This window comes from Odoribacter splanchnicus DSM 20712, assembly GCF_000190535.1.
In the GTDB taxonomy this organism is placed as follows: Bacteria; Bacteroidota; Bacteroidia; order Bacteroidales; family Marinifilaceae; genus Odoribacter; species Odoribacter splanchnicus.
In genome coordinates this window covers 284,125-297,731 of record NC_015160.1, presented here as the reverse complement: position 1 = coordinate 297,731, position 13,607 = coordinate 284,125, and the positions used below count along the sequence as shown (strand labels likewise).

The 13,607-nt window shown below is 44.2% G+C and carries 12 protein-coding genes, 1 tRNA gene and 1 pseudogene; 3 read left to right on the top strand and 11 right to left on the bottom strand.

Annotated features, from left to right (window positions below; translation table 11 throughout):
* Positions 1–12: 12 nt before the first annotated feature.
* The 8 genes from ODOSP_RS01260 to ODOSP_RS01220 all read right to left on the bottom strand — a co-directional run bounded on the left by ODOSP_RS01260 (position 13) and on the right by ODOSP_RS01220 (position 9,036).
* Positions 13–1,284, bottom strand: coding sequence for a replication-associated recombination protein A (locus tag ODOSP_RS01260; RefSeq protein WP_013610603.1), 1,272 nt, complete (start codon positions 1,282–1,284; stop codon positions 13–15).
* Positions 1,285–1,345: 61 nt separating this feature from the next.
* Positions 1,346–2,395: a DUF2776 domain-containing protein gene (locus ODOSP_RS01255; protein WP_013610602.1), complete on the bottom strand. Its 1,050-nt coding sequence runs from the start codon at positions 2,393–2,395 to the stop codon at positions 1,346–1,348.
* 146 nt (positions 2,396–2,541) lie between these two features.
* Positions 2,542–3,438 carry an ROK family protein gene (locus tag ODOSP_RS01250; protein ID WP_013610601.1) on the bottom strand — a complete coding sequence of 299 codons (897 nt, stop codon included), beginning with the start codon at positions 3,436–3,438 and terminating at the stop codon, positions 2,542–2,544.
* A gap of 79 nt (positions 3,439–3,517) precedes the next feature.
* Positions 3,518–5,629 (bottom strand): HRDC domain-containing protein, encoded by a 2,112-nt coding sequence (locus tag ODOSP_RS01245; protein ID WP_013610600.1) that lies wholly within the window; start codon positions 5,627–5,629, stop codon positions 3,518–3,520.
* A 159-nt stretch (positions 5,630–5,788) separates the two neighbouring features.
* Positions 5,789–6,238 (bottom strand): hypothetical protein, encoded by a 450-nt coding sequence (locus ODOSP_RS01235; RefSeq protein ID WP_013610599.1) that lies wholly within the window; start codon positions 6,236–6,238, stop codon positions 5,789–5,791.
* A 3-nt stretch (positions 6,239–6,241) separates the two neighbouring features.
* Positions 6,242–8,260 (bottom strand): family 20 glycosylhydrolase, encoded by a 2,019-nt coding sequence (locus tag ODOSP_RS01230; protein ID WP_013610598.1) that lies wholly within the window; start codon positions 8,258–8,260, stop codon positions 6,242–6,244.
* Between the two features lie 107 nt (positions 8,261–8,367).
* Positions 8,368–8,440 (bottom strand) — tRNA-Gly (locus ODOSP_RS01225).
* A 170-nt stretch (positions 8,441–8,610) separates the two neighbouring features.
* Complete coding sequence (locus tag ODOSP_RS01220) at positions 8,611–9,036, bottom strand: Hsp20/alpha crystallin family protein (RefSeq protein ID WP_228026195.1); 426 nt, start codon at positions 9,034–9,036, stop codon at positions 8,611–8,613.
* Positions 9,037–9,263: 227 nt separating this feature from the next.
* Here ODOSP_RS01220 and ODOSP_RS01215 point away from each other — a divergent pair, with 227 nt between their 5' ends.
* From ODOSP_RS01215 to ODOSP_RS20505, 3 genes and pseudogenes are all read left to right on the top strand, one after another.
* Positions 9,264–9,797, top strand: a complete 534-nt coding sequence (locus tag ODOSP_RS01215; RefSeq protein WP_013610596.1) for a gamma carbonic anhydrase family protein — start codon at positions 9,264–9,266, stop codon at positions 9,795–9,797.
* 24 nt (positions 9,798–9,821) lie between these two features.
* Entirely contained in the window at positions 9,822–10,481 is a 660-nt protein-coding gene (gene rpe / locus ODOSP_RS01210; RefSeq protein WP_013610595.1) for a ribulose-phosphate 3-epimerase, read from the top strand.
* A gap of 44 nt (positions 10,482–10,525) precedes the next feature.
* Positions 10,526–11,173, top strand: a pseudogene (locus ODOSP_RS20505) (cell division ATP-binding protein FtsE); the annotation flags it as partial.
* Between the two features lie 546 nt (positions 11,174–11,719).
* Here ODOSP_RS20505 and ODOSP_RS01200 read toward each other — a convergent pair.
* The 3 genes from ODOSP_RS01200 to ODOSP_RS01195 are packed head-to-tail and all read right to left on the bottom strand — an operon-like array spanning position 11,720 to position 13,579.
* Positions 11,720–12,409, bottom strand: a complete 690-nt coding sequence (locus tag ODOSP_RS01200; protein WP_071823571.1) for an acyltransferase family protein — start codon at positions 12,407–12,409, stop codon at positions 11,720–11,722.
* Positions 12,388–12,687, bottom strand: a complete 300-nt coding sequence (locus ODOSP_RS18595; RefSeq protein WP_148233347.1) for a hypothetical protein — start codon at positions 12,685–12,687, stop codon at positions 12,388–12,390. Before ODOSP_RS18595 ends, ODOSP_RS01200 begins: the two co-directional genes overlap by 22 nt.
* A 52-nt stretch (positions 12,688–12,739) precedes the next feature.
* On the bottom strand, positions 12,740–13,579 hold the full coding sequence (locus ODOSP_RS01195) for a CvfB family protein (protein WP_013610593.1): 840 nt from the start codon (positions 13,577–13,579) through the stop codon (positions 12,740–12,742).
* Between the last annotated feature and the right edge of the window lie 28 nt (positions 13,580–13,607).

Below are 13,607 nucleotides of genomic sequence, written 5' to 3'. Positions count from 1 at the left end.
ACCCATTTCAGGTTAATATTTCTTCTTCCACCAGGCTTTCAGTCGTTCCAATAGTTTCAGTTCAGCGGCATTTTGCTGAGGTTTATAAAATACCTGCTGTTTCAGTTCCTGCGGCATAAACTCCATTTCTACAAAATTACCCGGATAATCATGAGCATATTTGTAATCTTTCCCATAGTTCAGTTCTTTCATCAATTTGGTCGGAGCATTCCGCAAATACAAAGGAACGGGTAGGTTTCCGGTTTGTCTCACCGTCGCCATCGCTTCATTGATCGCCATATAAGCCGAATTACTTTTAGGAGAGGTGGCTAAATAAATCACACATTCCGATAAGGGAATCCTGGCTTCGGGCATACCGATTTTATGGACAATATCGAAACAGGTATTGGCCAGCAACATCGCATTCGGATTGGCCAATCCGATATCTTCAGAAGCGGAAATCAGCAAACGCCGGGCGATAAACTTAGGATCTTCTCCCCCTTCCAGCATCCGGGCCATATAATACAAAGCCGCATTCGGATCACTTCCCCGGATCGACTTGATCATGGCAGAAATAATATCGTAGTGCTGTTCCCCGTCTTTATCGTACATCAACGGATTTTCCTGTAATTCTTTGCGTACCGTATCGTTATCGATGAGGATTTCCGGTCCCGGCTGGGCATTCACCACCAGCTCAAGGATATTCAACAACTTACGGGCATCCCCGCCACTAAAGGAAATCAGGGCTTCTTTCTCCTTAACGACGATATTTTTTTCTTTCAGATAAAAATCTGTCGTAACCGCACGGTCTATCAAGCCTTCCAGATCGGCTTTCTCCTGAGATTTCAGGACATATACCTGACAACGGGACAATAAAGGCGAGATCACCTCGAACGAAGGATTCTCGGTCGTCGCCCCGATCAGGGTAACGGTTCCCTTTTCGACTGCGGCCAATAAAGAATCTTGCTGTGCCTTGGAAAACCGGTGGATTTCATCGATAAAAAGTATCGGATTAGGCGTATTGAAAAAACGCTGGCTTTCCGCTTTTTGTATCACTTCACGCACATCTTTTACTCCCGAACTAACGGCACTCAGGACATAAAACGGACGTTTCAGCTGTTCGGCGACGATCATGGCCAAGGTCGTTTTACCGACTCCCGGAGGTCCCCACAAAATAAAAGAAGAGACCACCCCGGATTCGATCATCTTACGCAACACTTTCCCTTTTCCTACCAAATGTTGCTGACCGATATAATCGTCCAGCGTCTTAGGCCTCAATCGCTCTGCTAAAGGTTTATTCTCCATAAAAAATCCGTATCTTTTTACAAAGATACGGATTAAATCTTTCATTCTCCTGCATCCACTCTCATTTTTTAGAGGTGCCGCTCTCCAGGATACTCACAATAGAGAATAAACAAAAACAGATCGCTCCTAACCCGACCAATACCCGGGCCGGAACAAAAAATGCATTGTCATACACCCCTTCCTCAAACAGAAAGGCAGCTAAAAACAAACACAACAAAGCAGTCAGTACCGGAATCAACGGAATCCGGTTGGCTAAAGCAAAACTCTGTTTCCACACTTTGGCCAACAAAATTACTTTACTGGAGATGCTGAAACAAACCAATCCCAAGCCCATCATGATGAAACCGGTGGTATTGGCCACATTCCCGGCCATAGCAAGAATAACGACCAATCCCCAGATAAAAGCCACCGTTCCCATCACCAAAACCAATTTCGGCCAATTTTTACGGTCACTTTCTCCATAAGTATTCCGGATCTGTTTGGCGATACTGGCCACCAAAGCAATCAGGCTGGTACAAATACAAGCCAATCCTCCCATCACAGTACCGGCTACCAAAAAATAAGCCCCTTCACCGATCCGGGATAACAACACAATCGCCCAAACCCAGGCGGTCAAGGAAAACAATAAAGTCAAACCGATCAGTACATTCTGTGTCATTGCAGAAAAACCTTCTTTATTGACTTCATTCGCCGCATTAGCCGAATTGGCCGGTATTAAATAAAATTTTGTAGAAGAAGTTGCTGCTGTAGAAACGCAAGCTGTGATCAAACCGACTCCGGCCACGACATGGCCTGAAACAATGAAATTGGAATTTTCAGCAAAACCGAAAATCCAAATCCCCGATGCTATTGTTAAGAAAGCTACAACATATCCGAAACCGGGAATAATATATTTTAAAACCGTATGGAATTTATGGATCAATTGCCGGATAATAGTTGCAGCAGTCGCAAACAAAGCCAGACAAATAGCTCCCAGAAAAAAAACAACAGGTCCGGCAACCTGCCTGGCTCCATCGTCTCCATACAAAAAAATAAACCCGCCGAGAAAAAAACAAATAAATGCCATCACAACGGGAATTACCCGAAACAAAATACTGATACCGTGATTCATAATTCAATATTTGAAAATTAAACTCACACGGTATACGGAAAGCTCCGGATAAAAGTTCTTCGGTTATTTTGTATCGATTTATTAATGAACCGGTTCTATTCCAGCCCATCGCTAAATCGATACCTAAATATCTGATCCAATTTCTTTTATATCAAATCACATAAAGCAGCAGCTCCCGCAATAATTGCAGTCGTTGTATCGGCGACCGTCATGATAGAAGCATTGATCCCGTTGGCTTTCATATATTGACCGATCAAAGGCAGGAAATACTGTTCGGAAAGTACCATACCTCCTCCGATCACCAGCATATCGGCATTAAATCGGGTCATAAAGGGCACCATGATCTCTCCGAAAGAATTCGAAAATTCACGGAAGACCTGCTCGGTCTCTGTCTTATATTTACCGGCCTGGTATAAATCGATCATTCCTTTCACCCCGTGAATCGCCTCTCCGGTCAATTCGGCAAAACGCTTTTCGAACCAGCGGGTAGAAACATAATCCTCAGCGATCACCCCACGGAACGGATAATTCCACAGTTCTCCTCCGATAGGCACTCCGGGGCCATAAGTAGCATAACAACCGTCTACGATAAAACAAGCTCCGAAACCGGTACCCAAAGTCACTCCGATCAAATGGCGGTCACGGCTTCCGTTCAATCTCCAGGCGCCCATACCGAAAGCAGCGGCATCGTTCGTAAATAAAATAGAAGAAGGCAGGATGCCTGTAACACGGCTCAACTCCTGACGGATATTCAGTCCTTTCAGAGAAGCGAATTTGTGATCGGCCATAGCGATCCCCTGCACAAAATCGAAAGGTGATGGCATAGCGACTCCAATTCCACGGATAATCTTACCTGCCGCTTTACCCATACACTCTTTCAACGCTTTTTCCCAAGCTGCCAGAATAATACCGGCACTTTGATTTTCAGCCACTTTAACTTCGGCATACGTATTTTCGATCAAACTACAGTCGCTCAAATTAACAAGCTGACAAGCAATGTGTGACCCTCCGATATCCACACCCAGCACATAAATATCTTCCATTATCTATTCTTTTATAAGTTTAGTAATTCATTGAAGTACAAATGTGAAAATTTATTTCCACATATCAAATTTCTATCCTTTAAATATTCAGCCGGTAATGATCCACCATTTCCAGCAAGGCAGCCCCATAACGTTCCGCGACCTTTTTCCCGATCCCCGGTATAGCCAGTAATTCTTTCCCTGTTGTCGGCAGCGTGTTGGCCACCCCCAGCAAAGCTTTCTGCTGCAAAACGGTATAGGCCGGCAATCCCAGACGCATCGCTTCCTCCTTCCGCCACAAACGCAAGGCATTGTATAATTTCGGATGCAAAACATCTTCTCCGACCTCCAGTTTTTCGGTGGTCTTCCTGGCCCGGGGTTTCGGTTTTTCCAATACAGCCTTCGCTTTCGCCATTAAATAGGCCTTCACTTCAAACCCTTCTTTCACAGCCTCCAGAGTCTCTATCTTCACCCCCACTTCCAACCTCAATTTCTCCAAAGCTTCCCCGACTGTTTTACGTACGTCTTTATTATCGATTTCGGGTTGTGCACTCTCTAAGAAAGCTACGATATGCCGGCCGGTCTGTTCGCTGAAGTAAGCAACTCCTTTAGCTATCCTTTCCCCGACCTGCCGATCGGTATCGTAATTTGCAGCCCCTTCGATCAGACGCTCCAGCTGCATCTGAAATTTTTCTCCCACCTCCGTCAATTCGCTATGACACAACTCCCTGACCTCCCGGCAACGCTTGGTTAACTCGGGGTATAATTTCCACAAATGTTCTCCGAATACCCAAGCTACATGTTGCAGGCGTTTAAGTACACCACTATAATCGAACAGTTCTTTCAACAACTGTAAATAATAGGCCCTGCGTGCATCTTCCAACTGCATCGGTCCGGGCTGATTCCGGGAAACTTCATCCGTAAAATGCTTCACCACCTGATCGTTGATCAGAGCCTCGGGACGTAAAGGTGTTCCCAAAACCAACCCTTCCAGACTTTTACACCGGCTCAAAGCGACATACACCTGCCCATGCGTAAAGGCAGCTCCCGCATTGACAATAGCTTTTTCGAAAGTCAACCCCTGACTCTTATGAATGGTAATCGCCCAGGCCGTTTTCAAGGGATATTGTTTAAAACTACCTGCGACAGTCTCTGAAATTTCCTGTGTTTCAGCGTCGATACTGTATTTGGTATTGGTCCACTCTTCCCGGGTTACTGTAATCGCGTCCTTTTCGTCCCCGCATCTCACCAGGATATTGTCGGCACTGATCGCTGTAATCCGTCCGATTTTTCCGTTATAATACCGCTTCTCAGCCGACGAATCATTCTTCACAAACATAACCTGAGCCCCTTTTTTCAATACCAAATGCTGATCTGTCGGGAAAGCATATTCGGGAAAATCGTCTTTCACCTCCGCCGAATAGGTATAAGCCCTTCCTTCAAGCGCATCCAGTTTGCGGTTATTGATCTGCTGAGCCTGGTAATTATGAGTTGTCAGCGTAATATATCCTTCGGAATCATCCGGATTGAATCCGGGTATATATCTGCTGTTCAAGGCCTTCAAGGTAGCCAGATCCACCTGGTTATCCCGGATCTTATTGAGTAAATGGATGAATACCGAATCCGACTGCCGGTATACGTGAGTCAATTCGATACACTGATACGCGACCGTCTGCAATGCTTTGCTGCAAAAAAAGAAAGGAGACGGATAAATATGCTTCAATATCCCCCATTCCTCTTCTTTCACGACAGGTGCCAATTGCTGCAAATCACCGATCATCAACAACTGTACCCCGCCGAACGGTTTGCTCCGGTCTCTGTAGCGGCAGAGCATATCACTCACCGCATCCAACAAATCTGCCCTGACCATACTGATCTCATCGATAACCAGCAAATCCATGCTCCGGATAATATTGATTTTTTCCCGTCCGAATTTATGGTTAAACCGTTTCTCACCCGAGCGGTTTTCTTCGGTTCTACCCGGAACATAAGGTCCGAAAGGCAATTGAAAAAATGAATGAATGGTAACTCCCCCGGCATTGATCGCTGCCACACCGGTAGGAGCGACAACAATCATTCGTTTAGGCGAACGTCGCTTCAACTCCCGTAAAAATGTCGTTTTTCCTGTACCGGCCTTACCGGTCAAAAAAATACTGGTACCGGTATATTCCAGAAAATTAAAAGCAAGCTCTAATTGGGGATTCGTTTCCATATCGACGCAACATCATATGAAAACAAAGTTACAACAAAAAGTGGAAAACGGAAAACGTAGTAATAAATTTGATATACAGAATATTTTTCTTCGGTCCTCTTTTTTAACAGATTCCGGGACAAAAGCTCCGTCCCGGAATCCAAGATAATATTCCACTTTCTAATCATTCCGCCAATCCATATTCACTATCTTGCCAAGGCCTGTCCAATCGGCTTTCGGATCGGATGTCACCTCGATTACATCCGGGTTTATTCCGACGGTCAGCTTACGTAACCGACCGCCATCAGGGGTATTATAAGTCGCGATATACAAGTCATTGATTGTTTCTTTATGGGCTGTCCACGGCCTAACAGACTCTTCATAACATCCTTGAATATTAAATTTGAGCATGGTAATTTCTCCGCCCCAATCACCTAAATCCTGTACACGTTCATGTCCGGGATTATAATCATAGGCATATAACCTGCTGCCGACACTGTAAAAAACAAGCGTTCTTTCGGATGAAAAAGCATAATGACTTGCTTTAGAGAAATCGGTGGCCAGGGATTGTACGCTATACTTACCTATTTTTCCCGGTGTTGCTAATGCAGTAAATGGTATTTTCGGCATATTTCAGTGTCGGTCCGTCTTCGCCCTGGTTCCATGGGAACATAACCGATTATACACTTTCAGATTAGTAATCTTAGATTTGAAATTTCCGGCATTTTTAAGCGGAAATACTAATGTACGGATAAAATTATTCTGCTTTTCGGCTTCGTTCAGATATCGTTTTTCAATTCCCATTCGTTCGATAAGTTGTCCGTTTATGAACAATGAAGTGGAGAGAGCATCCCCTGTGATTTTTACAGAAATCTTTTCTCCCGGATAAGGCCGGAAAGCAAAAGTGTTCATATAGCCATCCCGGGAGAAGCCGAACATACCTTTCACAGGATCGGCAAGATAAAATACAGCATTAGGGGAACGAAATAATTCGGTGCCATAATTTTCATTGGCAGCTTCCATATCAAACGTGATTGTATAGTCATATCCGATTTCGGTATACGGCAACTCGGATCCGGGAGTAATTGATGAAGTCTCATACACAAGACTGTTTTCATCATCACCGATCCTGCCCAATTGATTCACATCCGGAGCCTCACTCAGTTTTTGCCGTTTTGTTTCAAATTCTGTATAAGAAAATGCAGGAGCAATGTTCCATGTTTTCACCGCAATAGTCTGCAAAGCCGGGAAAATACGGTGATGGATGTCTTTCACAGAAATCCCGTTACCAACTATGTCATTCCATACAGCAAACATACCGCCAATAATTGCCGGATCTTTCTCCTCAAATACAACATCGGCTACATGTGCCGGAGTCCATTGCTTATACAACCGTTCTGTGTTCAGATAGTCCCAATAATAACCTGCAAGCGGTACGATGTAAGTCAGACCATCCGGAATACTAATCAAATTATATCCTTGTTGCACCATATCTTTCGGATTGGCAAAACCATTGTACCAAGCATACATAATGACATTATCTGATTTAACAGGTGTTTCTCCTGCGGCATGTGTGAGTGCTCCCCATACACATGCTTGTTTTCCAAAACCTTCTACGAATTTAATGTAATGATCGGTGAATGCCCGGAACTGTTCCACAACTTCTTTCTTTTTATTTGAATATTCGTCGGTGCCAATATGCACTCTAGGTCCCCGGAATACAGGGTTCTCTCCATCAAGATATTCTTTGAAGAGTGCATCAACAAATGAATAGACTTCGGGATGAGACAAATTCAAATGATCCATGCCATATTCCTTGCTGCCTAATTCCGGTTTGTAATGACTGAAGGCAAGCGAATGGGCAGGAATGTCGATTTCGGGAATGATCTCGACAAAACGTTCTGCGGCTTCCTCCTGAAAATGGACGAATTCTTTTTTAGTATAGTAACCATCGCGGGCTGTCAGTCCGGGATATGTTTCACATTCCAGTCTGAAGGCTGCATAGGTCTGATTCCAATCGTCATTGAAATAGGCTTTGAAACCGTTGTTGTTCAATACCACATGCATGAAGTTCATTTTGTAATATGACATTATACACGCAAGGTCACGTAGATAATTCATAGGAATAAACTTTCGCCCGCAGTCTATCAATAGTCCGCGTATACCGTAATCCGGCCAGTCCCGGATATGTCCTTTCGGCAAGTTTCCGTTCTTGTATTGTTCGCCCATCTGCAATAAAGTGCGGGTAGCCCAATACACTCCGACAGGTTCATTCGCAGAAACTTTTACATAATCACCGATAACAATGTCATACCCCTCTTTCTCCAACTTTTTATCTCGCTTTATTGTGAAGAAAAAATCGCCTTTACAAGGCTTTCCCTCGGCGATTTCCGGAAGTACTCCGAACAATGCCTTATAGTCGGCAGCAAATTGTCGGGCAATCTTCTGCAACCCAGGAGCACCATAAATGATGCGCACAGACTGCTTTGGCATAAAGAAGCCTGTTGCTCCTTTCCACTCCTTCAGTTCAGGTATCACAAAGGGTTTCTGTTGCTGAGCATAGATACCGAAACAAAAACAGATCCCGCAAATTAAGCAGGTCACTCGTTTTACTAATCCGGCAAAATTTGTTTTTTGTTTCATCATATTCATAGTCAGCTAACAAAGATAAGATAGTGTGCCCAAAATGTGTTATTGTTATGCCTAATCCCTCGAAAGGAAATAAAAAAAGCCGGAACATATCCGGCTCTCATCAGATGAGCGAAAAACGGGACTCGAACCCGCGACCCCGACCTTGGCAAGGTCGTGCTCTACCAACTGAGCTATTTTCGCATAATTTCAAACAACTGTTTCGTTTTGACGGTGCAAAGATAAGTGGATTTTATATATTTCTCCAAATATTTTGACAAAAAAAATCAACTATTTTTTTATTTCTCTGATTATCAATGAGCAAAAATCAGCCGATCCTCGTAAGGACCGGCTGACCACTAAAATCAAACTACCTACTTCACCTCAATTTGTCTGCTCACTTTATCTTTCTGCTCCTTTTTCGGCAAAGTCACTTCCAGGATACCGTCTTTATAGGCAGCCTGTGCCTTTGCAACATCATATCTCTCTTCAGGTAGTTCGAAACTCCGATGGAAAGAATAAGAAGTAAACTCCCTTCTCAGATATTTATCTCTGTCCTTCTCCTCTTTTTCTTCATTTTTCTCACCGGATATCGTTAAGATTCCATCTTTATAATCCAGATGGATATCTTCTTTTTTCATTCCCGGAACTCTCAGTTCCAAAGCGAGTTCCTTTTCATCTTCTTTGACATTCAATGCCGGAACACCTCTTCTGTCTTCAAAAGCGGATAATCCGGTATTCAAAAAATCATCCAGAAAATTAGAATAAAACGGTTTGATCTCACTATTTCTTCTTACCATATTCATTGCTTTCCTCCTTTCAATATTCAATTATTTTTCTGATTACACCCTCTTGTACGCCCAATCGATATAGTCAGTTTCGCCCGATTCATTAAATAATCGAAAATTGAAATTGAAAAACTGAAAATTAGCATATTTTATTGCCGTTTTCCTCATTATTCGTAACTTCGAAGCCCGTAACGATTTAAAAAGTTACATTTTAATTTTAAAATAATTTTATTTACAATATGGCTATTATAAAGAAATTAAACGGACATACCCCTAAATTCGGGAAAAACTGTTTTTTAGCCGATAATGCAGCTATTATCGGTGATGTGGAAATGGGAGACGATTGCAGTATCTGGTTCGGCGCTGTGCTACGCGGCGATGTACACTCCATCCGGATCGGTAATAAAGTCAATATACAAGACAATGCCACCATCCACGCCACTTATAAAAAATCGCCGACAAACATCGGAAATAATGTCTCTATCGCACATAATGCCGTCATTCACGGGTGTACGATCAAAGACAATGTCCTGATCGGCATGGGGGCCATCGTGCTCGACGATGCTGTGGTTGAAAGCAATACGATCGTAGCGGCAGGCAGTGTAGTCACTAAAGGTACTGTAGTGGAATCAGGCTGGGTATATGCCGGGACACCGGCCAAAAAAATGAAACAATTGGGGGAAGAGTTATTGAAAGGAGAAGTTGAAAGAATTGTGAATGCTTACTCGATGTATGCAAGTTGGTACGAAGACGAAAATCAGAAGGCCGAATAAAATAAATCATAAAAAACAAAGCATATGAGCGTAATAGTTTCTCCTTCGCTTTTAGCCGCCGATTTTATGAACCTGGGCAAAGACGTGGAAATGGTCGATCGGAGTAAAGCCGACTGGATTCATCTCGACATCATGGACGGCGTATTCGTGCCCAATATATCCTATGGTTTACCTGTTGTATCTCAAATCAAGAAAATAGCCCGTAAACCGCTCGATGTTCATTTGATGATCGTACAACCCGAAAGATATATCGAAGCATTTCACAAAGCCGGAGCCGACATCCTGACCGTTCACCTGGAAGCGTCTACCCATTTGCACCGTACGCTCCAACAAATCAAAGCTTCGGGTATGAAAGCCGGAGTCGCTTTAAATCCCCACACTCCTGTCAGCCTGCTCGAAGACATTATACAGGATATCGATGTGGTGCTGATCATGAGCGTGAATCCCGGTTTCGGAGGGCAATCATTTATCGAACATTCGCTCGAAAAGGTGAAAAAGCTCAAGGCACTCATCCAGGCTACCCATAGCCATACCCTGATCGAAATCGACGGAGGAGTAAATTTCGAAACCGGACGGGAATTGGTTACTGCCGGGGCAGATGCGTTAGTTGCCGGAAGTTTTGTATTCAAATCCGAAGATCCGGAAGCGACTATTGCAGGATTAAAGAACTTAAAAACGGAGTAGGGCTTAGAACACATATTCAAATTTGAACCTAGTATTTCAGTAAGATGGCAGAAAGTATTATTAAAATGGAGGGGGGAGTAATCCGCCAACAAAAAAACACCATACTCAAAAATGTCAATATCGATATCGCAAGCGGTGAATTTGTCTATTTGATCGGTAAAGTAGGCAGTGGGAAAAGTTCCTTCCTGAAAACTTTATATGCAGAATTGCCATTGGAATATGGGAAAGCTGAAGTGGCCGGTTTTCAATTAAAAAAAATCAAAAAATCACAGATCCCCTTGCTACGCCGGAAATGCGGTATTGTCTTTCAGGATTTCAAATTATTGATCGACCGGAATGTATATGAAAATCTGGAATTCGTCTTGAAAGCTACCGGCTGGAAAAATAAAAAAGCCATCAGGGAACGGATTGAAACCGTACTCACGAAAGTCGGTATGAGTGACAAACAAGCCAAGATGCCCCATCAGCTATCCGGCGGAGAACAGCAACGTATCGTACTGGCCCGGGCTTTATTGAATGCCCCTCCCCTGATCCTGGCAGACGAACCGACGGGTAACATCGACCCGGAAACCTCCTATCAGTTGGTGGAATTATTAAAAGAAATCTGTGACACCGGTAAAACGATTATCATAGCTACCCACCAATACGACCTGATCGAAAAATTCCCGGGGCGGGTATTCTGTTGTGAACACGGAGAACTTTACGAAAAGACTCCGGCCAAGGCTTGCGAATGTACAGAGGAAGTGCTTCCCTTACCCCCGATAGAAGAAATTATCCCCGGTCCCTCTTCTGAAGCCGGAACGATTGCCCCCCCCAATACGGAGGAGGTACCTGAAGATACAACTGCGGTAAATAGTGAGCCAGAAACAGCTACGATTGTCGAAGTAACCTCAGAAACGGTCAATCTCACAGAAACGCCCGAACAAGCGGCGTCAGAGATCGAAGATAAAAAAACAACCGAAGATACCACCGGGGATATCATGACCCTCATCGGCAAACTCGACTACCCCGAAATCACCGCCTTCGACTACGAGCTGGAGCATCTGCCCGAGCTCAAACCGGAAGATCAAGAAGTCGCAACCGAAGAAAATACAGACATCCCGGAAATTCAGGAGGAGCTTCCGGAGAAAAAAGGAAAGCAAAACCTGCCTCCGGCATTAGATGTCGAACTTATCGACTGAACAACCACTCCAGAGATTGTCCCGAAGTGAGATTTCCCACTTTCGGACAATCTTTGTTCAGATTTCCATTTTCTTTTTCAACCACGCTCTTACGGGTTCGTCATACAATTTCAGACAGGCATAAGCCATCATCACACAAAACGCTGCAATCAAAATAGTAGAAGGCCATACCGATGTCCAGGGCAAATGTCTCGGTGTAACCCAACTCCAATACAAATAGATAACCGGATAGTGAACGATATAAAGCGGATAAGAAATCTTTCCCATAAAATCACAACCTTTCGAAAACAGACTCCCGGATAACTTTCCGCCTGCTCCGAGCGCTACGATCCAAGGGAAGACAACGATCACACACAGAGCTTCATACAATCCATTCAACCAATAATGGTTTTCTCCTCCTAAACGAGGCATAGCCAGAACGATGAAAAGCAATACGCTACACTTTTCAAAAGCATATTTTGTCCGGATCAGGAAACCGGTCCGGGATAATAACAACCCGACGAAAAACGGATACATCAGACGGGTAAACCCGAGCCTCAGTTGCGGACCGTCCAGTTTCCATCCTCCGGCCAGACAACCGTTCGGACTTGTCACGGCATAGTGTATCAAAGCACCGCCAGCCACGATCACCAGCAAGGTCAGCAAAAACTTCGAAAACCTCCGGATCACCAAGGCATAGAGAATATTGGCCATATATTCGAAGAAAAGTGACCAGGCAGGTCCGTTCAACGGATGCATTTCCCCCATCCGCGGATATCCATAGAGGGTGGAACAGGAAGCAGGGTGGAACCGATGACAAACAACAACATCACCTGCCAAACCGAAACCCGGCCGATCTCCGGAAACATAGCGTCGCTCCCGAAAAAGAAAAATACAGCTCCGATAAACATCCCCATCACCACCATCGGCTGCAACCGGATCAGACGACGCTTAAAAAAGGCACCGATAGTCATCTTATTCCAACGATCGTCGTAAGCATAACCGACCACAAACCCCGAAAGCACAAAGAAAAAATCAACGGCCAAATAACCATGATTGATCACCTGATCCAGGTGGCCGGACGAATGAGCTTCGAATTTAATCTTCTGTTTTCAGCCGGACTTCGGAATCACCGATCTCGATCAGTCTTTGTTTCAGTAAAGTCCCCAAAGCCTTTTTATAATTTTTCTTACTACATCCGAAGACCTTGTAGATTTCCTCCGGCTCACTTTTATCCGAGAGGTCCAGAATGCCACCGTAATCTTTCAATTTTTCAAGCACCATACCGGCCAAACCTTCTATTTTTGCATATCCGGGCAGCTGCAAGGTTACATCGATTTTTTCGTCTTCCCGCACTTCCTTAATATATCCTTTCATTTTTTGGCCGATCTTCAGCGGCTGAAAAATTTCATTATTATAGATCAATCCCCAATGCATATTATTCACAATCACATTGTATCCCAGATCCGACTTCCGGGCGATCAACACTTCTACTTCCTCGTGGGGTTCGTATTCCGGGAATACCTGATCCAGGTACTTATCGATCTTCGTCGAAGCGACAATCCGGTCGGACGCTTTATCCAGATAAGCATACACCAAATAGGATTTCCCTTCTATCATCGGATCGCGCTGCTCCCGGAAAGGCACCAGCAGGTCCTTCCGCAATCCCCAATCCAGAAAAGCCCCGACAGGACTAAGAGCTACCACTTTCAGGAATGCAAATTCGCCGACCATTACATGGGGATGTTCCGTCGTTGCAACAATCCGGTCCTCCGAATCGAAATAAACAAAAGCCTTCACTTCATCGTCCGGGAAACAATTGGCCGGGACATATTCTTTCGGCATGAGGATCTCACCGCGTTCTCCCCCATCCAAATAAACTCCAAAATCGACGATTTTAACTACCGTCAAAGTATTAAATCTTCCTATTTCAACCATGGCTAAATTAATTGAACGTTTTACTCCT